Raw genomic sequence first — 20,217 nt, 5'->3', positions numbered from 1 at the left:
AGCTGGTGCTCGAGCACCAGGTCGCCGAGGATCGCCTCGTCGACGGGCTCGGCCTGCTCGAACGTGCCCTTGAGCACGGCGGCGAGGCGGCCGACGAGCGGCGTGACGACGTCGGCGACCCCGCCCAGGCGCTGCAGTTCGCGGGTGATCTCCGACGATCCCTCCCTCCACGGGGGCGGGGTGAGCGGCCTCACCCCGGCGCGCCTATCGCCGCGTCGCCGGCACGCCCCGCACGGCGGCCCGGCACCGGGCCACGAGGTCGCCGACGAGGCGCGCCCGCCACGGGGTCCACAGGTCCGGCCCGGCACCGCGGGCGTCCGCCTCGGCCAGGGCGTGGAGGAGCTCGAGCAGCTGTGGGTCGCCGCCCAGTGCGTCGAGGACGCCACGGACGGTCGCCGGGTCGTCGGGGTCGCACCGGAGAGCGGTGCGGGGCAGCAGGTCCTGGTGGCGCACCACCGCCGCGAGGAGCCGGACGTCGTCGTCGTGCAGGCCGAGCCGTCGCCCGACGTGACCGGCCAGCGTGGTCGCGACGACGACGGGGTCCTCCGCGCGGCCCCGCCCGAGATCGTGCACGAGTGCTGCGAGCAGCAGCAGGTCGGGCCGCACCACCCGCTCCGCCACGACGCCCGCCCACCGGGTCGTCTCGAGCAGGTGGCGCCCGACGGTGAAGGCGTGCCGCGAGCGGGACGACGGGAGATCCCGCACGGCGCCCCACTCCGGCAGGAGCCGGCCCCACAACCCGGCGCGGTCGAGCGCCTCCACCACCTCGACCAGTCCCTCCCCCGCGCCCAGCAGCGCGAGCAGAGCGGCACGCGCGGCGTCGGGCCAGGGCGCCCGGAGCTCGGGCGCGGCGTCGGCGAGCCGTCGCAGGGCCGACGGCGCCATCGGACGGCCGGACCGCGCGGCGGCGGCGGCCAGGCGCAGCACGAGCACCGGGTCGCGCGCCGTGCTCGCGCCCCGCGCGAGCGTCACCTCACCGGCGTGGACGACGACACCGTCGCCGAGGTCGGACCCGGACGCGGGCGCCGACCCCCACGTGGGCGGACGGAGGGCCCGCAGCGCCGCGCCGGTGGCCGCCGCCACGGCGCGGCCCGCGCCCCCGAGCGCGCGCCGGAGGTCGTGCGGCTCGGCGAGGTCGGGCGCGTCCTCCGCGCGCAGGACGTCCCGCGCGCGGCCCGCGTGCCGGTGCAGGTCGGTGCGCAGGTCGAGCAGCACCCCGCGGGCCGCCCGGATCTCGGGCGGGAGCCGGTCCGTCGTCCCCGCGGTGACCAGGGCGTCGAGCAGCGTGAGGTCGCGCAACCCGCCCCGCCCGTGCACGAGGTCGGGCTCCACACGGTGGGCGACGTCCCCGGCCCGCCGCCAGCGGTCGTGGGTGAGCTCGACGAGGTCGGCGCCGCGGGTCGCGGCACCCGCGCGCCAGGCGCGCCGGGCCGTCCCCACCAGCCGCTCCGCCAGCTCGGCGTCGCCGGCGACGAGGCGGGCGTCGAGCAGGCCCAGCGCGGTCGGCAGATCCGCCAGCGAGGCCTCCACCGCCTCGCCGACGGTGCACACCGCGTGCACCGGCGCCCCGAGCGCCGCGGCGACCGCGCGGATGCCGTGCGGCCCGGGCCGCGTGCCGTCGTGCACCAGGAGGAGGTCGGGCACCGAGAACGGGGCGAGCTCCCGGCGGCCGAGGGACCCGATCGCGACGAGGGCGCTGCCCCGACCCACCCCGAGCGCGCGGGCCCGCGTGGCGAGCCAGAGGTCGTGGAGGTCGACGAGGGCGGCCCGGAGGGCCGCGGGGGCGAGGCGGCGTGCGCCGGGCGGGGGCGCGAGGAGGGCGTCGCGGGCCCGGAGGAGGTCCGTCGCGGGGTCGTCGTGGGGCAGTGGCGGGACGGGGCCGGCTCCGACCATCCGGTCCTCTCGTCGGCGGGGTGGTCGGGCTGGGGGTCGGACGCGGGCCCGGACCCGCCGTCGGGAGGCTTCCCGACGGCGGGTCCGGACGCGGACCGCGTCAGAGCGCGTCGATGCCGCGCTCGCCGGTGCGCACGCGCACCACGGTCTCGATCGGGGTCACCCAGACCTTGCCGTCACCGATCTTGCCGGTGCGGGCGGTCTCGGCGATCGCGTCGAGGACCTTCACCGCGGTGGAGTCGTCGGTGACGACCTCGATGCGGACCTTCGGCACGAAGTCCACCGAGTACTCCGCACCCCGGTAGACCTCGGTGTGGCCCTTCTGCCGGCCGTAGCCCTGGACCTCGCTCACCGTCATCCCGAGGACGCCGAGCTGCTCGAGCGCGGACTTCACGTCCTCCAGGACGAACGGCTTGATGATGGCCGTGACCATCCGCACGGCGGCGTCAGCGCTCCGCCGTCGTGCCCGCGGGCACCTGCGTCGTCGGGGCGCCGGCCCCGAGGCCCGAGGTCGTCCGGTTGGTCATGCCGGAGTAGTCGTAGCCGGACTCGGCGTGCTCGGACTCGTCGATGCCGACCGCCTCGGCCTCGGACTCGATCCGCAGCCCCATCGTCGCCTTGACGATCAGCGCGATGATCGCGGTGACCACGCCGCAGTAGGCCATGACCGCGACCGCCGCGAGGGCCTGGATGCCGAGCTGGCCCCAGCCGCCGCCGTAGAAGACGCCGCCCGCCGCCGCCGGCGCGCCGTCCCAGGCGAAGAAGCCGATGAGCAGCGTGCCCACGAGGCCGCCGACGAGGTGGACGCCGACGACGTCGAACGCGTCGTCGAAGCCGAAGCGGTACTTGAGGCCGACCCCGAAGGCGCAGGCGAGGCCGGAGATGAAGCCGATCGCCATGGCTCCGAGCGGCGTCACCGCGGCGCAGGCCGGGGTGATCGCGACGAGGCCCGCGACGATGCCGGAGGCCGCGCCCAGGGAGGTGGGCTTGCCGTCCCGGACCTGCTCGATGATCAGCCAGCCGCAGATGGCGGTGCAGGTGGCGACGACGGTGTTGAGGAACGCGTACGAAGCGGCGTAGCCCGCGACCGCGGCCGAGCCGGCGTTGAACCCGAACCAGCCGAACCACAGCATCCCGGCGCCGAGCATGACCATGGTCAGGTTGTGCGGGCGCGCGGAGTCGTTCGGCCAGCCCCGGCGCTTGCCCAGCAGCAGGGCGAGGACGAGGGCGGCCATGCCGGCGTTGATGTGCACGGCGGTACCACCGGCGAAGTCGACCGCACCGATGCCGCTCGCGATCCAGCCGGCGTCGAGGTCGAAGACCCAGTGCGCGATCGGGAAGTAGACGAGCAGCGCCCAGAGCAGCGAGAACACCATCCAGGAGGTGAACTTCATCCGGTTGGCGACCGCACCGGCGATCAGGCCCACCGTGAGGATCGCGAACATCGCCTGGAACGCCGCGAACGCGACGTCGGGCAGTCCGTCGGTCTGCACCGTCTCCGAGAGCAGGCTCGAGAGCATGAAGTACTGGGCGGGGTTGCCGAACCAGCCGCCCACGGTGTTGTCGCCGAAGGCGAGCGAGTAGCCGACGATCACCCACAGGACGCCGACCGTGGCGAACGTGGAGAAGACCATCATCATCATGTTGAGGACGCTCTTGGAGTGGGCCTGGCCGCCGTAGAACAGGGCCAGACCGGGGACCATGAGCAGGACCAGCGCGGAGCTGGTCAACATCCAGGCGATCGTTCCGCTGTCGAGTTCCACGGCAGGCGGCTTCCCTTCCTCAACCGGACAATTCGCGTCGAACGTTCTCTTCGGGATGTTTCGGACGATCGCGTGCGAAGAGTCGGGAGTGTTACGTCGTGCCCTGACGGGTGACGACCTCGTGACGCGCAGGAATACGTGTCGACCGCACCCGCCGTCGGGAAGTCCGGGCCGTGCCCACCCCTCACCCCGACAGCCTGAGTGGTCCGACCCGCGTGCTGCGCTGGATGGCCGGCATGGGTCTGATGACCGTCAGCTACCTGCGCGACCGCCACCTCGTCGTCCGCTCGGAGGAGCCCGGCGACGACGCCGACCTCCCCGCGAGCGTGCCCGCCGACCTGCACGACGACCGGGTGCAGACCCAGGAGCACGGCCGGGGACCGCTCTTCCACCGCCGCTTCACGGTGCTGGTCGAGGGGGCGACGACCGACGCCGAGGGCCTGATGTCGGTGGTCCGGGGCGACCTGGAACGGCTGCTGCCGAAGGAGGTCGCGGCGGTGACCCCGCACGGCGACGGGACGCCGCCGAAGCCCGGGGACGAGTTCGTCGTGCGGATGCCGGGGCCGTGGGACGGGCCGGTGCGCGTGATCGCGAGCGACGACACCCACCTGCGGCTGACGACGCTGACCGGGCACCTCGAGGCGGGCCAGATCGAGTTCCGGGCCGACGACACCGCCGAGGGCCTGCGGTTCACCATCGAGACCTGGGCCCGACCGGGGACGGCACTGGTGAACCTGTTCTTCACCCACCTGCGGGTGGCCAAGGAGATGCAGCTGTTCATGTGGGTGCGCGCGTGCCTCGCCGCCACCCGGATCGCGGGCCGAGGGCCGGCCGGCCAGGTGTACGCCCACACCCGGCGCGTGGCGGCCTCGGAGGGCCGGGAGGCGGCCTGAGGCACTAGCGTCGCGCGGTATGACGACGGAGACGCAGCGCAGCGGAGCTCGACCCGGCGGCTCCGGGGCCACCACCACCGAGCACGACGTCAAGCCCCGCAGCCGCGACGTCACCGACGGGCTGGAGCGCGCCGCGGCGCGCGGGATGCTGCGCGCGGTCGGCATGACCGACGACGACTTCACCAAGCCGCAGATCGGCGTCGCGTCCTCGTGGAACGAGATCACGCCGTGCAACCTGTCGCTGGACCGCCTGGCCGACGCCTCCAAGCAGGGCGTGCACGCCGCGGGCGGCTTCCCGATGGAGTTCGGCACGATCTCGGTGTCCGACGGCATCTCCATGGGCCACGAGGGGATGCACTACTCCCTGGTCTCCCGGGAGATCATCGCCGACTCGGTGGAGACGGTGGTCCAGGCCGAGCGGCTCGACGGCACGATCCTGCTGGCCGGCTGCGACAAGTCGCTGCCCGGGATGCTCATGGCGGCCGCCCGCCTCGACCTGGCGTCGGTGTTCATCTACGCGGGCTCGATCGCCCCGGGCTACGTCGACGGCAAGGAGGTGTCGATCATCGACGCCTTCGAGGCCGTCGGCGCGTGCGCCCGCGGGCTGATCACCCGCGAGAAGGTCGACGAGATCGAGCGCGCCATCTGCCCCGGTGAGGGCGCCTGCGGCGGCATGTACACGGCGAACACGATGGCGTCGGCCGCCGAGGCGATGGGCATGTCGCTGCCCGGCTCCGCCTCGCCGCCCTCGGCCGACCGGCGCCGGGACGGGTTCGCCCGCGCGTCGGGCGAGGCCGTCGTCGGGATGCTGCAGCGCGGGCACACCGCGCGGGACATCATCACGCGCGAGTCGCTGGAGAACGCGATCGCCGTGGTCATGGCGTTCGGCGGGTCCACCAACGCGGTGCTGCACCTGCTCGCGATCGCCCGCGAGGCCGACGTGCCGCTGACCCTCGACGACTTCAACCGGATCGGCGACAAGGTCCCGCACCTCGCCGACGTGAAGCCGTTCGGCCGCTGGATGATGAACACGGTCGACCGGGTCGGGGGCGTGCCCGTCGTCATGAAGGCCCTGCTCGACGCCGGGCTGATCCACGGCGACTGCCTGACGGTCACCGGCCGCACCGTGGCCGAGAACCTCGAGGCGCTCGAGCCCGCGGGGCTGGACGGCGACGTCCTGCGGCCGCTGACGAACCCGATCCACCCCACCGGCGGGCTCTCGATCCTCCGCGGCTCCCTGGCCCCCGACGGGGCCGTGGTCAAGTCGGCGGGCTTCGACTCGGCGTCGTTCGAGGGCACCGCGCGCGTGTTCGACGGCGAGGCCGGCGCGATGGAGGCGGTCTCGAACGACACGCTGAACCCCGGCGACGTGGTGGTGATCCGCCAGGAGGGGCCGCGTGGCGGGCCGGGGATGCGCGAGATGCTCGCCGTCACCGGTGCCATCAAGGGCGCGGGCCTCGGCAAGGACGTGCTGCTGCTGACCGACGGGCGCTTCTCCGGCGGGACCACCGGGCTGTGCGTCGGCCACGTGGCGCCCGAGGCCGACCACGGCGGGCCGATCGCCTTCGTCCGTGACGGCGACCGCATCCGCCTCGACCTGGCGGCCCGCACGCTGGACCTGCTGGTGTCCGACGAGGAGATGGCCACGCGCCGCGAGGGGTGGACCACTCCCCCGCGCAAGCACCGCACGGGCGTGCTCGGCAAGTACTCGCGGCTCGTCGGCTCGGCCGCCGAGGGAGCGGTGGTGGGCTTCGACTGACCGGCCCCGACTCAGGTCCTCCCGTCCGGCCGCGCGACGGCGCGGGCGGCGTCGGCGCCCGCGACGAGGTGCTGGGTGACGGCGTGCATCCCGTGCTCACGCGGGTCGGTGGGGACCGGGTCGAGGCCGGCCTGGCGGAGCAGGTCGACCAGGGCGTCGAGCACCTGACCGACCTCCCCCGCGAGCAGCGGGAGCCCGTCCTCGGGCAGGCGGCCGGCGATCCCGCCGGTGCGCCCGCCGATGCGCAGCGCCTCGCCCGCCTCGCGCAGGGCCGTGACCGCGGTGGTCTGCGTGTCGCTCATACCGATCCAGTGTCCGGTGCCGTCAAGCCGCGTCGTCGGCGTGGGCGTTCGGCTCCTCGTCGTCGATGAGGGCCCGGCGTTGCTGCTCCCGCGTGCTGTACGCGGCCTGACGCACGGCCTCGGGGCTGGTCAGACCGGATCCGAGCGCGCCGGCGACGATGCCCATCGACCCGGAGAGCACGCCGAGGCGCAGGTAGACCGTCAGCACGTCGGGCCAGCCGTCGGGGCCGGGCAGCAGCGACGGCGGGATGACCAGCAGGGCGGCGAGGGTGGTCATGACGATCAGCACGGTGGCCATGCACGCCACGCCGAGGCCGATCGTGGCGGCGGTGGCCGCGTTGAACAGGGTCGCCTCGCGACGGTGGTGGCGGGCGGCGGCGCGTTCCCAGAGCCCGTTGTCGACGACGAGCCACGTCGCCATCGCGGTCACCGCGAGGACCGCGACGACGGCGAGGCGCTGGACCGACAACACGGCCGCGAGCTGCCAGATGTTCGAGTAGAAGACGCCGAAGGCGGCCCCGGCGGCCGCGGCGGCCAGCGCGGGCGAGAGGGAGGGCACGAGCCGCCACGGCCGGTTCGCCCGCACCAGCCCGCCGAGCAGCCGCACCGTCCCGCGGGTGCCCTGCAACGCCAGGTGCGAGTCGATCCCCGGCTCCTCGGAGGCGATCCGGGCGACGGGCGGGGAGAACCGCGGCCAGTGCGGCCCGGTCACGGGCGCGGCCGCACGTCGACCGACGAGGCCGTCGGCGACGAGGTCGACCACCGCACGGCGCAACCGCCGCCGCAGGCTCACGGTGCCGAGCGCGGGCAGCGAGATGAGCCCGACGCCCTCGTCGGAGCCGTAGTCCGACACCAGCGGCTGCGTGCCGGCGCGGCGCGGTAGATCGGTGACGAGGACGACCACGTCCCAGTCGTGGTCCTGACGCAACCGTGCGCCGCGGCGCAGCATCGGCAGCAGGCCCTCGGAGTCGAGCCCGACCGGTCCCTGCGCGGTCTCCACGTGCCAGCGGTGGTCGGGGGCGGCGGAGGCGAGGGCGCCGGGCAGATCGGTGGCGACGCGGGCCACGAGGTCGGTGGCGAGGCCGGGATCGGCGAGCAGGCCCACCACGAGTTCGCCCTGCTCGGTCGGAGTGACGCGGGCGGTGGAGGTGTCGGACGAGGTCACGCGAGGCTCCGGAGGACGACGGGCGGCCGACGGGCGAGCCCGCGTCCGGTCTCGACGGGCGGCCCCCGGGCTGCCCACCGGCCTCGCGTCCTACACGTGATGCAGGCCGTGTGAAGCGGCGCACGTCGGGTAACCCGCCGTCGCCGGTTGACCGCTTCCAGCCGTCGGATGCAGTTCCCGACGACGGGAGTGACCCGTGACGATCGACCGTGACCCCGTATCCCGCGCCGCCGGCTCCGCGCCGGCGCAGCGCGCCATCATCCAGGCGACCGAGACCGCCGCCCACGTGCTCATCACCGGCGACCCGGCCAGCGTGACCGAGGACCGCACGCTGCTGGCCGCGCTGTCCCACGCCCGGGCCGCCGCGGCGTCCGGCGAGGACGGCACCGACGGGCGGGCGGCCGCGGTCATCGGCGTCGCGAGTGCCCACGTGGCGGCCGGTTCGGCCGAGGAGGCGTTCCTCGCGATCGACCAGGTGCGGAGCCTGTTCCCGCGCTGACCTCGCCCGGTGCGCCGTCAGGCGGGCGGCGCACCGAGGGCGGCGAGGAACGCCTCCGCCCAGGCCGCCACGTCGTGCTCGGCGACCTGCGCGGAGAGCTCCGCCATCCGTCGTCGGGAACCCTCCGACCCGAGCCCGGCGACGGCGTCCGCGATCGCCGCGGCGACCCCGTCGAGGTCGTGCGGGTTGACCAGGCGGGCGGCGGTGAGTTCCTCCGCGGCGCCGGTGAACTCGGAGAGGACGAGGTCGCCCGAGTCGTCGGTGCGCGTGGCGACGTACTCCTTGGCGACGAGGTTCATGCCGTCGCGCAGCGGGGTCACGAGCGCCACGTCGGCGGCGAGGTAGAGCGCCGCGAGCTCGTCGGGCGGCAGCGAGCGGTGCACGTAGTGGATCGCCGGCCGACCGATCCCGGCGTGATCGCCGTTGATGCGTCCGACCGTCCGCTCCACGCGGTCCCGCGTGCGCCGGTAGGCGTCGACCCGCTCCCGGCTCGGCGTCGCGACCTGCACGAACACCGTGTCGGCCGGATCGAGCCGCCCGGCGTCGAACAGCTCGCCGAGCGCGTCGAGCCGGACCTCGATGCCCTTGGTGTAGTCGAGGCGGTCCACCCCGAGGAGCAGCGTCGTCGGGTCCCCGAGTTCGCGGCGCAGCGCGTGCGCCCGCTCCGCGGTGGCGGGATCGGCCCCACGGCGGGCGAAGGCGGCGCTGTCGATGGAGATGGGGAACGCCCCGACGTGGGTGGTGCGGCCGTCGAGGTGCACCTCGCCGGTCGCGCTGCGCAGCGCGATCGGGGCGTCGTCGACCTCCGCCCCGCAGAGCCGCTCGGCCAGCCACCGGAAGTTCGCCGCGCCGCCCGGGGTGTGGAACCCGACGAGGTCGGCGCCGAGCAGGCCGTCGACCACCTCGCGGCGCCACGGCAGCTGCCGGAACAGCTCGACCGGCGGGAACGGGATGTGCAGGAAGAACCCGATGCGCAGGTCGGGGCGCTGCTCGCGCAGCATCCGGGGCACCAGCTGGAGCTGGTAGTCCTGCACCCACACCGTGGCGCCCTCGGCCGCGACCGTCGCGGCCGCGTCGGCGAAGCGGCGGTTCACCGCGCGGTGGGTCTCCCACCAGTCGCGGTCGTAGACCGGGGTGGCGACGAGGTCGTGGTACAGCGGCCACAGCGTGGCGTTCGCGGCGCCCTCGTAGTGCGCCGCGATCTCGTCGGCGGTCAGCGCGACGGCGGTGAGGGTCACGTCGTCGCCGACGGTGTCGTCGGTGAACGGCTCCGGCTCGGCGTCGGGCACGCCCGGCCACCCGACCCAGGCGGCGCGACGTCCGGCGAGGGCGGGGGCCACCGCGCTCACGAGCCCGCCCGGGGAGGCCTGCCAGCGCTGCCCGCCGTCGGGATCGGTGACGAGGTCGACGGGCAGGCGGTTGGCGACGACGACGAAGTCGACCGGTTCGGGCATGCGCGGCGGCTACCCGGAGAGCACGTGTCGGCACGCCCGCGGGCGGGCTATCCGCACTCCCCGGTTGACACCCCAGCCGCCTTCGGTGACGACAGGCTCGACGACAGGGGTGATTCGTGATGGATTCCGGAACCGGGGGGACGCTCTCCTTCGTCGGGACCGCGACCGTGCTGCTCGAGTGCGCGGGGATGCGCGTGCTCACCGACCCGAACTTCCTGCACCGTGGGCAACGGGCCTGGCTCGGGCACGGCCTGACCTCGAAGCGGCTGACCGACCCGGCGTGGACCCCCGAGGAGCTCGCGCCGGTGGACGCCGTCGTGCTCTCGCACCTGCACGGCGACCACTGGGACCGCGAGACGCGCCGCCGGCTGCCGCGCAGCACGCCGATCGTCACGACGAGCCACGCGTCGCGGCGGCTGCAGACCCGGCACGGCTTCCCGCGGGCGATCGGACTCACGACGTGGGAGTCCCACGTGCTCGCCGGCCCCGACGGTGCGACGTGCACCGTCACGGCGCTGCCGGGCCGGCACGCGCCCGACCCGGTGCAGCGGCTGCTGCCGCCCGTGATGGGCAGCCTGCTGGAGTTCCGCGCGGCGGGCGGGTGCACGGTGCAGCGGATCTACCTCTCCGGCGACACCCTCCTGTTCGACGGTCTCCATCGGATCCGCGAGTACCTCGCGGAGCGCGTGGGCGAGGTCGACCGTGCCGTCCTGCACCTGGGCGGCACCACGTTGCCCGGTGGCGTGATGGTGACGATGGACGGTCGGCAGGGCGCGGACGCGCTCGAGATCCTGGCGCCGCGGCGCGCCACCCCGGTGCACTACGACGACTACACCGTCTTCCGCTCCCCGTTGTCGGACTTCGTCGCCGAGGTGGAACGGCGGGGCTGGGCGGACCGGGTGGACTACGTCGGCCGTGGCGACACGATCCCGTTGTAGCCGGTCGTTTCCCGCTCGCGCATGATCGGGGAGCCGTCGGCCATGAAGGCAGTCACCTGGCAGAAGCCCGACGAGGTGCGGGTCGAGCAGGTCCCGGACCCGCGGATCCAGCAGCCCAACGACGCGATCATCCGGGTCACGAGCACCGCGATCTGCGGCTCCGACCTCCATCTCTACGAGGTCCTCGGCCCGTTCCTCGACCAGGGCGACATCCTCGGCCACGAGCCCATGGGCATCGTCGAGGAGGTCGGCTCCGAGGCGGGCGACCTCGCCGTCGGCGACCGCGTGGTCATCCCCTTCAACATCTCCTGCGGGCACTGCTGGATGTGCTCGCGCGGGCTCTTCGCCCAGTGCGAGACCACGCAGAACCGCGACCAGGGCTGCGGTGCCTCGCTGTTCGGCTTCACCAAGCTCTACGGCCAGGTGCCCGGCGGTCAGGCGGAGTACCTGCGGGTGCCGCAGGCCCAGTTCGGTCCCATCAAGGTCCCGGACGGCCCGCCGGACGAGCGCTTCCTCTACCTCTCCGACGTGCTGCCCACCTCGTGGCAGGCCGTGCAGTACGCCGACATCCCCGACGGCGGGAGCGTCGCGGTGTTCGGTCTCGGCCCCATCGGGCAGATGTCCTCGCGCATCGCCAGGCACCTCGGGTTCCGCGTGATCGCGGTCGACTCCGTGCCCGAGCGGCTCGCGATGGCCCAGCGGCACGGGATCGAGACGATCAACGGCGCCGACACCGATGTGACGCAGGAGATCCGGGACCGGACCGACGGGCGCGGGACCGACTCCGCGATCGACGCCGTCGGGATGGAGGCGCACGGCTCGCCGCTGCCCCAGGCGGTGCAGAAGGTGGCGGCGAAGCTGCCCGATGCGATCTCCGCCCCGCTGATGAAGGTCGCCGGTGTCGACCGGACCGCGGCGCTGCTCGGCGCCGTGGACGCGGTCCGGCGCTCGGGCACCGTCTCGATCTCCGGGGTCTACGGCGGCATGGCCGACCCGCTGCCGATGCTCACCATGTTCGACAAGGGCATCCGGCTCGCGATGGGCCAGGCGCACGTGAAGCAGTGGGTCCCCGAGATCCTGCCGCTGCTGACCGACGACGACCCGCTCGGCGTGCACGACCTCGAGACCCACGCCCTGCCGCTGGACGAGGCCGCGCACGGCTACGACATCTTCCAGCGCAAGGCCGACAACGCGATCAAGGTCGTGCTCAAGCCGTAGGTGGCTTCGCCCCGTGAGCACTTCTCCGTGCTCTGACACGGATTTCTGCTCACAGGCGCTCGGCGCACCTCGGCGTTTGCACACGGGGGTCGAACGCCCACCCGGCGCCCGTGTTCGATCTCGACACGGGCCCGGTGGACCCCCTGCCGGCCGCCCTCGACGCTCTCGGCACGACGGCGGACACGCTCGGCTCCTGGCGGGTGCTCGCCGCGACCGCGTCCCGGGACCTCGTCGCCGCCCGCCTCGCGGAGGCCCACCTCGACGCCACCGGCATCCTGCGCCAGCTCGGTGGCGATCCGCCGGCCCCGGGCTCGTTGTGGGGGGTGTGGGCCGCGCGGGCACCGCACGCGGTGCTCGAGGCCGAGCACGGCCCGCAGGGCTGGACGTTGCACGGCGCGACCCCGTGGAGCTCGGGCAGTGACCGGTGCACCGACGCCCTCGTGGTGGCGGGCGACCGGCTCTTCGCGGTCCGGCTCGACGACCCCACCGTGGTCCCGGGCGAGGACCCGTGGCGCGGTCTCGGCATGGCCGGGGCCGGGACCACCACCGTCCGGTTCCACGGCACCGTGGCCCACCCCGTCGGCGGCCCCGGGGACTACCTCGACCGCCCCGGGTTCTGGCACGCGGCCGCCGGGGTGGCGGCGGTCTGGTTCGGCGGCGCGGTCGGGGTCTCGGGACCCCTGCGCCGCCGGATCCGCTCCGGGCGCGGCGACGCGCACGACGCGGCGCACCTCGGCCGGGTCGACGCCGCACTCGGCGCAGCGGCGGCGCTGCTGCGGGAGGCCGCGGCGGCCGCCGACGCGGGCACCGACCCGCTCGACGGGGCCCGTCGGCGGGCCCTCGTGGTCCGCGCGACGGTGGAGACCGCCGTCGAGACCGCCCTGCGCAGCACCGGCCGCGCGACCGGTCCCGCGCCGCTCGCCCACGACGCCCGGCACGCCCGGCACGTCGCCGACCTGGAGGTCTACGTCCGCCAGAGCCACGCCGAACGGGACCTCGCGACGCTCGGCGGCCTCGCCGCCACGGCCCCGGAGGTGACGCTGTGACCGACCGGGACCTCACCGGCACCGGGACCGCCGAGGAGGACTGGCGGGCCTCCGGCGTCCTCGCCGCACTCCCCCGGACGAGGCCGGACGACGTCCGCCCCGCGGGGCGGGTCGTCGTGCTCGCCCCCCATCCCGACGACGAGACGCTCGGCGCCGGCGCGACCCTCGCGGCCTGGGCCCGCAGCGGTGCACCGGTCACCGTCCTCGCGGTCACCGACGGCGAGGCGAGCCACCCCGGCAGCCCGACCCTGTCCCCCGCCCAGCTCGTCGAGCGTCGCGTCGCCGAGCGCACGGCCGCGCTGGACCGCCTCGGCCTCGCCGGCGCCCCCGTCGTCCGGGCCGGTCTTGCCGACGGCGGGGTCGCCGCGCATCGCGCGGAGCTCGCGGACCTGCTCGCCGACCTGGTCGCGCCCGGCGACACCCTGCTCGCCCCGGTCCCCGGCGACGGCCACCCCGACCACGACGCCGTCGCCGAGGTGGCGGCGGGGGCCGGGGTGCCGGTGCTGGGCTACGCGGTGTGGTGGTGGCACTGGGCCGACGCCGGGCAGCTGCGGCCGGGGGCGGTCGTCGTCGAGCCCGACGCCGCCGCGCGGCAGGCCAAGCGGGAGGCGGTGGCCTGCTTCCGCACCCAGGTCGAGCCGCTGTCGGACCACCCGGCGGACGCGGCGATCCTGCCGCGGCCGGTGCTGGAGCGCCTGGTGCGCCGGGACGAGGTGCTGTGGAGGTGACGCCGATGGACACCAGCCTGCCGCGCGAGCACTTCGACGACCTGTGGGCCGCCGAGGCGGACCCGTGGGGACTCGAGTCCTCCTTCTACGAGGACCGCAAGCGGTCCCTGGTGCTCGCCGCGCTTCCGGACGCGCAGTACCGGCGGGCCGCCGAGCCCGGGTGTGCCGGCGGGGCGTTGTCGGTCCAGCTCGCGCCGCGCTGCGCCGAGCTCGTCTGCACCGACGTCAGTGCCACCGCGGTGGGACGGGCCCGCAGCCGCCTCGCGGGCTTCGACCACGTCCGCGTCGAGCAGACGCCCGCCTTCCCGGCCGGTCGCTTCGACCTCGTCGTCGTCTCGGAGCTGGCCTACTACTTCGGCGCGGCCGACCGGGACGCGTTCTGGACCGGCGTCGTCGACGCGCTCGAGCCCGGCGGCACGCTGCTCGCCGTGCACTGGATCCGTCCGGCGCCGGAGTACCCCGTGGACGGGAACCGCGTGCACGACGAGCTGGCCGACCGGCCCGGCCTCGGCCGCGTCGCCGAGCACCGCGAGGCGGACTTCCGGCTCGACGTCTACGGGCGTACCCCACCGGCCCCCCGCTCCGTGGCACAGCGCGTGGGCCTGCGGTGACGGTCCTCGGGGTGGTGGTCCCCGTGCACGACGAGGAGGCCCTGCTCGACGGCTGCCTCGAGGCCCTCGACCGGGCCGCGCGCTGGGCCCGGGGCAGCGCCACGGTGCGCACCCTCGTGGTCCTCGACTCGTGCCGCGACGCCAGCCGGGAGATCGCCCGTACACACGGCGTCGAGGCGGTCGCGGTGGCCGCCCGCAACGTCGGGACGGCCCGCGACGCCGGGTTCCGGGCGCTGCTGGACGGGCCGGGGGCGATCCCGGACTGGATCGCCACCACCGACGCCGACTCACGGGTGCCCCCGGACTGGCTGCTCGCGCAGCTCGCGGCCTACGAGCGCGGCGCCGACGCCCGGGTGGGCGCGGTCTACGTCGACGACTGGGACGGCCACGGCGGCTCGACCCGCGAGTGGTTCCGCACCGTCTACGACACGGCCGCCGACCCCCACCCGCACGTCCACGGGGCGAACCTCGGGGTGCGTCGGGAGGCCTACGAGCGGTGCGGCGGGTTCCGCGGGCTGGCGCTCGGGGAGGACGTGGCACTGGTCGCGGCCCTCGACGCCGACGGCGGGGTGCATCGCTCGCGGCGCAGCCCGGTGCTCACCAGCGGTCGTCGGCTCGCCCGGGCGGCCGGCGGCTTCGCGGCCCGGCTCGGCGAGCTGGAGGTCGGCTGACCGGCACCCCGTGACGGCGGGGTGCCGGTCGTCCGCTCCGGCCGCGCTACGGCGCCAGGCCGGAGTTCCGGCCCGAGGCCGCCGTCGAGTCGTCGAGCATGTCCGCGGCCGCCTCCGCGTCGCCGGAGCCTTCGGTGGCGACCGCTCGGGCGGCGGTGGTGTCGAAGTACAGACGCACCTCGCGGACCTTCTCGCCGTCCAGGTCGATCATCGTCGCGCCCACGTAGCGGACCGGCTGCCCGTCGTGGTGGTGACCGGTGCTGACCCACTCCAGGACGGCTCGCGAGTCGGTCTCGGTGACGGTGGTGAAGTGCGAGGTGATGTCGGCGTAGGCCCGGCGGTAGGCCTCCCAGAACTGCCGCGCGCCCTCCGCGCCGGTCGACGAGTGTGCCGCCCCCGAACTGGTCCACCGGGTTCCGTCGGTGGCGAGCCCTGCCATCGGTTCGGGGTCGCCGTCGTTCTCGATTGCGCGCAGCGCGTCCACGAACGTCCGGGCGGTGGCCGAGGTCAACTGCGTCTCGGCGCCTTCCGATGCCATGAGTCGTCCTCCACGAGTGTGGTCCGGCGGTGTCGGCCGTCGGGTGCGCGCGACCGCTGCCACGACAAACGTGACCCGGTCGCTACCCAACCCGAACGGTCGATCGCACAGCCGGGGTCCTCGACGCGGGCGCGGCCCGTGGTGGATACATGACCCGACATGGCGCCCGACCTCGACACCGCCCTGCGGGACGCGGCGCTCGCGACGGTCTGGCAGGACTTCGGCGTCCGCGAGATGCTCGACGCGTTCGCCGACGGCCGCGACATGCCCTCGGACTACCTCATGGTCGCCCCAGACCGACGTTTGCCGCCCGGAGGCGATCGGCGACCCGACGGCTGCATTCGCGTCGGCGCTCCAACCCTCGAGGCGTCGGCGTCCGTGAGCGCCCCGACGGGGCGCATCTCGCGAGGGGACCATCCTCATGACCGACATGGACACCGACACCCGCACGACGGGCGCCCGCGCCCCGGACGTCCCGGACGGCGGCCACGGACACAGCACCGTGCGGTGGAGCGCGGCCTGGGTGGGCGCGCTCACCGCGGTGCCCGTCTTCCTCGTCCTGCAGCTCCTCGCCGTCGCCTTCGGCTGGATCACCCCCGGCGCCGGTAGCGACGGGGGCGGCATCATCTCGGCGATCCTCGGGATCGTCGCGCTCGCGATCGGCGGCGCGGCCTCCGGTGCCGCGGGCAGCTGCTCGCCGTCGTCGACCGCCCTCCTCGAGGGTGCCGCCGTCTGGGCACTGGCCGTCGTCGGGATCCTCGCCCTCGGCGTGGCGGGTGCCGGCGCGGTCCTCGGTGCGGTCGGGAGCATCGGTGACACCGCCGTCGTCGCGACGCCCGCCGACCCCGCGGCCGCGACGGACGCAGTCCGCGACGGGGCCGGCTGGGCCGCCGTCTGGCTCGGCGTCTCGTTCCTCGCCGCCGTCGGTGGCGCGGCCCTGACCCGCGACACCGGCCGTGGCCGCACCGGCACGTCGAACGTGCCGCCGCGCTGAGCGACCGCACCGCACCGCACCCGCCGTCGGGAAGCTCCTTCCCGACGGCGGGTGTCGTGCTGCGCGTGGTCCACTCCCCGGTGTGGCAGAGGTGGTGCTGGTGATCGGGTTGCAGGCATGCGGGAAGACGACGTTCTTCCGCGTGCACCTGGGGTCGACCCACGTGCTGGTGTCGAAGGACGCCATGCCCCGCTCGGCGCGGCACAGGGAGGCGCGACTGATCCGGGAACTGGCGGCGGCGCTGGCGGCCGGGCACGACGTGTGCGTCGACAACACCCAGCCGTCGGCCGCGGAACGAGCCGGGGTGATCGCGGCGGCCCGTGCGGCCGGGGCGCAGGTGGTCGGGCACTGGTGGCACCCCGACCTGCCGCTCTCGCTGGAGCGCAACGCCCGGCGCGCCGAGCCGGTGCCCCTCGTCGGTCTCTACGCGGCGTCGGCGCGATGGGAGGAGCCCCGGCTCGACGAGGGCTTCGACGAGTTGGTCGAGCACCCGTGACTGTCGGACCCTCGTACTAGTGTTCGAATCATGCCGCAGGACCTGCTCACCGACCCCCGCACCGAGGTGGCGTCGACCCTCGCCACCTCCGGGTTGCCGCTGCTCGCGCGCGCCGTCGCCGCCGGTGCGATCGGTGGTACGGGCGTGCGCGCGGTGCTCGACTGCCTGGCCTCGCTGGCCGCCGACGGCCACGACGCCGCGGCCCTGGCGGAGGCCGAGGAGTTCCTGACCTCCATCGCCGCGGCCACCGACCCCGCGTCCGTCGAGCGGGAGCTGCGCGTGCACTGCGACGAGGTCCTGCGGCCGCACCTGGCCGAGGACGAGCAGGACGAGCTGGATGACGACGAGGCCTGGGCCGAAGCCCTTGGGAACGACGGGGCCGGGAGCGACGAAGCCTGCATCGGCGAGCCCGTATCCGACGAGCCCGTGAGTGCCGCGAGCGCGACTGCCGCGGCTGCCATCGATGGCTCGACGCCCGACGGGCCCAGGATCGCCGCGGCCCACGACCGACACCGCTGCCGTCGACGGCAGGACGCCCGACGAGCCCGGCCGCAGTGCAGCCCGATCGCCGGACGGCGAGAGCGCGGACGAGGACGACGGTCCGCCGGCGCGCCCCGAAGTCCGCGCTGGTCGCCGGACGTCTCCCGCGCGCGACCGTCAGCGGTCCCGCCGCCGCCGACGACCTGCGGGCCGGGCCCCCCGTTCGGCCCGGCCGTCGGTCGCGACGAGATGCGGTGGCCGGACGGTCGACCGATCCGATCCGATCCGATCCGATCCGATCCGGTCCGGCCGGTCGGCACGACGCGCCGCCCTTCCGGTCCGTGGACGCGGAGGGGCGGCCGCACCGGCGACGGCCAGGTGCGAGCCGGACCGACCCGCCGTCAGGACGGGGACCTAGGAGCCGTTGGGCCCGCCGGGCACCGTCGCGTAGAGGTACGGGTCCGCCGTCGGTGGCGTGGGCTCCGGGGCGAGGGGCTCCGGACTGTCGAGGTACTCGAAGCTGCCCCGGCCGTCCGGGCGCTGCCCGGTGGCCCAGCGACCCTGCGCCGAATCACCGCCGGCGGAGAGGTTCCACAGCGTGTGGTCGTGCTCCTTGTTCTCCTCGGGGAGGATGCCGGCGGGGACCGGGTCGTACTCGAGGCCCTCGTCCTTGAGCTCCTCGATCGCGGCGAGCCAGATGTTCTGGTGCGCGGTGTCGCGGGCGAGGTTGAACCGCAGCATCTCCTTGACGCCGGGGTCGTCGGTCATGTTGAACACGCGGGCGGCCTGCAGCTTGCTCTGGCCCTCCGCGGCGGCGTTGACGCGGAAGTCGGCCAGCAGGTTGCCGCTGGCGACGATCCACTTCCCGCTCCACGGCGTACCCGCGGAGTCGGCGAGCACCGGGCCACCGCCGGAGACGATGGAGTGCTGCGGGTTCATCCCGCCGACGATCGCCGCGAGCATCGGGTCGTCCTCGCACGCACGGGCCGTGGCCTCGGCGGGCGCACCCTCGAGCAGCTTCGCGACCATCGTCGAGAGCATCTCGACGTGCGCCAGCTCCTCGGTGCCGACATCGAGCAGCAGGTCCTTGTACTTCCCCGGGATCCGACAGTTCCAGCCCTGGAACAGGTACTGCATCGCCACGGTCATCTCGCCCCAGTGGCCCCCGATGAGCTCCTGGAGCTTCATGGCGAAGACCGGGTCGGGCCGCTCGGGCGACGCCTCGAACTGCAGACCCTTGTAGTGGTAGAACACGCGCTCTCCTCGGGACGGCTCGCGCCGGGGCGGACGCCCCGACGACGACCGCACCCTCGACGGCGGTCGTGTCGCCGCCGTGCCCCGCCGCGTCACCGCGGCGTGTTTGCCCGCATCGCGGCGGGGGTCATCTCCCGGGTGGAGGAGGTTCACCTGCGAGCCCGTGTCGTCGACCGACCGGAGGCCCGCATGTGCGCCGTGCAGTTGACCGTCATCGGTCGCTTCACCTGCCGCGAGGACGAGCGGCCGCTGCTGCTCGCCCCCCGCGCCGAGCGCCTGATGGCGTTCCTCTCCCTCGCCCGACGCTCGGTCCGCCGCGAGGAGCTCACCGCGGCGCTCTGGGGCGATCATCGGGAGGACCGGGCGGCGGGGAACCTGCGCTCGACGTTGTGGCGATTGCGCCGCGTCGCGGAGCAGCCCCTGGCCGAGGCCGCCGACGGCTACGTCTCGATCGCCCCGCACGTCCGGATCGACCTGTGGGACCTCGAGGCCGGCCCCGCCACCGACGCCGAGCACCGCCTGCTCGCGGGTGACCTGCTGCCGGGCTGGGACGACCCCTGGGTCGACTCCGAGCGCGAACGGTTCCGGCAGTTGCGCCTGCACGCCCTGGAGGACCTGTGCGCGACCCACCGCCGCTCCGGGCGCTTCGCGGACGCACTGCGGCTCGGCCTGGTCGCCGTCGCGTGCGACCCGCTCCGCGAGACCGCGCAGCGCGAGGTGATCGAGGTGCACCTCGACGAGGGCAACGTCGTGGAGGCGCTGCGGCAGTACGACGGGTACCGCCGGCTCCTCCACTCGGAACTCGATCTCGCACCCTCTCCCGCCCTGCGCCGCGTGATCGACGAGCACCTCGACGGCGTCGTCGACGATCCGTCGTTTCGACGGGCCGTGCCGTCGGTCACCCGCGCCGCACGCGGGCACGCCGGTTGACCTCGCCCAGCCGGGCCCGACGACGCACGACCCCCGTTCGGGAGGACCACCATGGCCACTGGCGAGACCGGGTTCGACGACGTCGGCGTCGACCTCGTATCGGTGCAGTACCTCGCCCGGCTCTCGGGTGCGCAGCCCGCGGGTCGATGACACCGACGGCGGGCGGCCCCTGCGGCGGCCGTCCGCTCGTCCTCGGGCTGTGGGCCGCGGGATCGGTGCCGGGTGCTGCGGTGTCGGCCCTGGCGCGGGTCGTCGCCGCCCGCCTGGAACGCGAGACCGACCTCGACGTCGCCTGGGAGAAGAGCTCGTGCCCGGGTCCGCACGACGGGTGGGACCTCACCCTGGCGGTGGTCGCGCTGCCCTCGATCGCGGGTGACCAGCCGTTCGTGGCCCGGCGGCAGGACGGGCGGTGCGGGTCGGCGCTGATCGGCCTGCCCGCGATCGCCACCGCCGCCCCCCATGCCGACGACGTCCTCGTCGACGTCGCCGACCGGCTCGTCGACGCCCTGCGCACGAGCCGTTTCCTGCCCTGGAGAGACGAGTGGTCGCGCTGAGGGCGAGGTTGCCGGATCGGGGCCGCCGGGT

21 protein-coding genes are annotated in these 20,217 nt (G+C 74.9%); 13 read left to right on the top strand and 8 right to left on the bottom strand.

From position 1 onward, the window contains the following. Positions 1 to 204: 204 nt before the first annotated feature. The 3 genes from BJ983_RS28865 to BJ983_RS28855 form a co-directional block, all read right to left on the bottom strand. Entirely contained in the window at positions 205 to 1,893 is a 1,689-nt protein-coding gene (locus tag BJ983_RS28865; RefSeq protein ID WP_179796967.1) for an HD domain-containing protein, read from the bottom strand. 100 nt (positions 1,894 to 1,993) lie between these two features. Continuing rightward, the gene (locus BJ983_RS28860; protein ID WP_179796966.1) at positions 1,994 to 2,332 is read right to left on the bottom strand and encodes a P-II family nitrogen regulator; all 339 of its coding nucleotides are present in this window, start codon (positions 2,330 to 2,332) and stop codon (positions 1,994 to 1,996) included. Positions 2,333 to 2,339: 7 nt separating this feature from the next. Next, positions 2,340 to 3,626: an ammonium transporter gene (locus BJ983_RS28855; protein WP_179796965.1), complete on the bottom strand. Its 1,287-nt coding sequence runs from the start codon at positions 3,624 to 3,626 to the stop codon at positions 2,340 to 2,342. A 203-nt stretch (positions 3,627 to 3,829) separates the two neighbouring features. Here BJ983_RS28855 and BJ983_RS28850 point away from each other — a divergent pair, with 203 nt between their 5' ends. Beyond that, entirely contained in the window at positions 3,830 to 4,549 is a 720-nt protein-coding gene (locus tag BJ983_RS28850; RefSeq protein ID WP_343054402.1) for a DUF1990 family protein, read from the top strand. Positions 4,550 to 4,568: 19 nt separating this feature from the next. After that, positions 4,569 to 6,308 carry a dihydroxy-acid dehydratase gene (gene ilvD, locus BJ983_RS28845; protein ID WP_179796964.1) on the top strand — a complete coding sequence of 580 codons (1,740 nt, stop codon included), beginning with the start codon at positions 4,569 to 4,571 and terminating at the stop codon, positions 6,306 to 6,308. An 11-nt stretch (positions 6,309 to 6,319) separates the two neighbouring features. On the opposite strand, the gene BJ983_RS28840 is transcribed toward ilvD, so the two are convergent. Then, the gene (locus BJ983_RS28840) at positions 6,320 to 6,610 is read right to left on the bottom strand and encodes a hypothetical protein (protein WP_179796963.1); all 291 of its coding nucleotides are present in this window, start codon (positions 6,608 to 6,610) and stop codon (positions 6,320 to 6,322) included. A 22-nt stretch (positions 6,611 to 6,632) separates the two neighbouring features. After that, positions 6,633 to 7,775, bottom strand: coding sequence for a hypothetical protein (locus tag BJ983_RS28835; protein WP_218890528.1), 1,143 nt, complete (start codon positions 7,773 to 7,775; stop codon positions 6,633 to 6,635). A gap of 196 nt (positions 7,776 to 7,971) precedes the next feature. Between BJ983_RS28835 and BJ983_RS28830 the strand changes: the two genes are divergently transcribed. Beyond that, complete coding sequence (locus BJ983_RS28830; RefSeq protein WP_179796962.1) at positions 7,972 to 8,274, top strand: hypothetical protein; 303 nt, start codon at positions 7,972 to 7,974, stop codon at positions 8,272 to 8,274. Between the two features lie 17 nt (positions 8,275 to 8,291). Here the strand turns inward: BJ983_RS28830 and BJ983_RS28825 are convergent, their stop codons facing one another. After that, the gene (locus tag BJ983_RS28825; RefSeq protein WP_179796961.1) at positions 8,292 to 9,728 is read right to left on the bottom strand and encodes an alpha,alpha-trehalose-phosphate synthase (UDP-forming); all 1,437 of its coding nucleotides are present in this window, start codon (positions 9,726 to 9,728) and stop codon (positions 8,292 to 8,294) included. 119 nt (positions 9,729 to 9,847) lie between these two features. Between BJ983_RS28825 and BJ983_RS28820 the strand changes: the two genes are divergently transcribed. The 6 genes from BJ983_RS28820 (at position 9,848) to BJ983_RS28795 (ending at position 14,940) form a co-directional block, all read left to right on the top strand. Beyond that, positions 9,848 to 10,666: an MBL fold metallo-hydrolase gene (locus tag BJ983_RS28820; RefSeq protein ID WP_179796960.1), complete on the top strand. Its 819-nt coding sequence runs from the start codon at positions 9,848 to 9,850 to the stop codon at positions 10,664 to 10,666. 42 nt (positions 10,667 to 10,708) lie between these two features. Further along, on the top strand, positions 10,709 to 11,884 hold the full coding sequence (locus BJ983_RS28815; protein ID WP_179796959.1) for a zinc-dependent alcohol dehydrogenase: 1,176 nt from the start codon (positions 10,709 to 10,711) through the stop codon (positions 11,882 to 11,884). Positions 11,885 to 11,994: 110 nt separating this feature from the next. Next, positions 11,995 to 12,930 (top strand): acyl-CoA dehydrogenase, encoded by a 936-nt coding sequence (locus BJ983_RS32600; protein ID WP_179796958.1) that lies wholly within the window; start codon positions 11,995 to 11,997, stop codon positions 12,928 to 12,930. Then, the gene (locus BJ983_RS32595; RefSeq protein ID WP_179796957.1) at positions 12,927 to 13,658 is read left to right on the top strand and encodes a PIG-L family deacetylase; all 732 of its coding nucleotides are present in this window, start codon (positions 12,927 to 12,929) and stop codon (positions 13,656 to 13,658) included. The genes BJ983_RS32600 and BJ983_RS32595 overlap by 4 nt, the downstream gene beginning before the upstream one ends. Before the next feature lie 5 nt (positions 13,659 to 13,663). Continuing rightward, positions 13,664 to 14,269: a class I SAM-dependent methyltransferase gene (locus BJ983_RS28800; protein WP_179796956.1), complete on the top strand. Its 606-nt coding sequence runs from the start codon at positions 13,664 to 13,666 to the stop codon at positions 14,267 to 14,269. Positions 14,270 to 14,280: 11 nt separating this feature from the next. Continuing rightward, on the top strand, positions 14,281 to 14,940 hold the full coding sequence (locus BJ983_RS28795) for a glycosyltransferase family 2 protein (RefSeq protein WP_218890526.1): 660 nt from the start codon (positions 14,281 to 14,283) through the stop codon (positions 14,938 to 14,940). Positions 14,941 to 14,986: 46 nt separating this feature from the next. On the opposite strand, the gene BJ983_RS28790 is transcribed toward BJ983_RS28795, so the two are convergent. Continuing rightward, entirely contained in the window at positions 14,987 to 15,478 is a 492-nt protein-coding gene (locus BJ983_RS28790; RefSeq protein ID WP_179796954.1) for a nuclear transport factor 2 family protein, read from the bottom strand. Positions 15,479 to 15,899: 421 nt separating this feature from the next. Between BJ983_RS28790 and BJ983_RS28785 the strand changes: the two genes are divergently transcribed. Together BJ983_RS28785 and BJ983_RS28780 are read left to right on the top strand one after the other, a co-directional pair. Further along, positions 15,900 to 16,472, top strand: coding sequence for a hypothetical protein (locus tag BJ983_RS28785; RefSeq protein WP_179796953.1), 573 nt, complete (start codon positions 15,900 to 15,902; stop codon positions 16,470 to 16,472). An 82-nt stretch (positions 16,473 to 16,554) separates the two neighbouring features. After that, entirely contained in the window at positions 16,555 to 16,968 is a 414-nt protein-coding gene (locus BJ983_RS28780; RefSeq protein WP_179796952.1) for an AAA family ATPase, read from the top strand. Positions 16,969 to 17,862: 894 nt separating this feature from the next. On the opposite strand, the gene BJ983_RS28775 is transcribed toward BJ983_RS28780, so the two are convergent. Further along, a complete protein-coding gene (locus tag BJ983_RS28775) occupies positions 17,863 to 18,702 on the bottom strand; it encodes a manganese catalase (RefSeq protein ID WP_179796951.1) in 840 nt (279 codons plus the stop codon). Between the two features lie 189 nt (positions 18,703 to 18,891). On the opposite strand from BJ983_RS28775, the gene BJ983_RS28770 reads away from it, so the two are divergent. Both BJ983_RS28770 and BJ983_RS28765 read left to right on the top strand, forming a co-directional pair. After that, entirely contained in the window at positions 18,892 to 19,632 is a 741-nt protein-coding gene (locus BJ983_RS28770) for an AfsR/SARP family transcriptional regulator (RefSeq protein WP_179796950.1), read from the top strand. Positions 19,633 to 19,778: 146 nt separating this feature from the next. Next, a complete protein-coding gene (locus BJ983_RS28765) occupies positions 19,779 to 20,186 on the top strand; it encodes a hypothetical protein (RefSeq protein WP_179796949.1) in 408 nt (135 codons plus the stop codon). Positions 20,187 to 20,217 lie beyond the last annotated feature (31 nt).

This window comes from Actinomycetospora corticicola, assembly GCF_013409505.1.
In the GTDB taxonomy this organism is placed as follows: Bacteria; Actinomycetota; Actinomycetes; order Mycobacteriales; family Pseudonocardiaceae; genus Actinomycetospora; species Actinomycetospora corticicola.
Note: the sequence above shows the minus strand (reverse complement) of the source record. Positions and strands in the feature narration are given on the sequence as shown.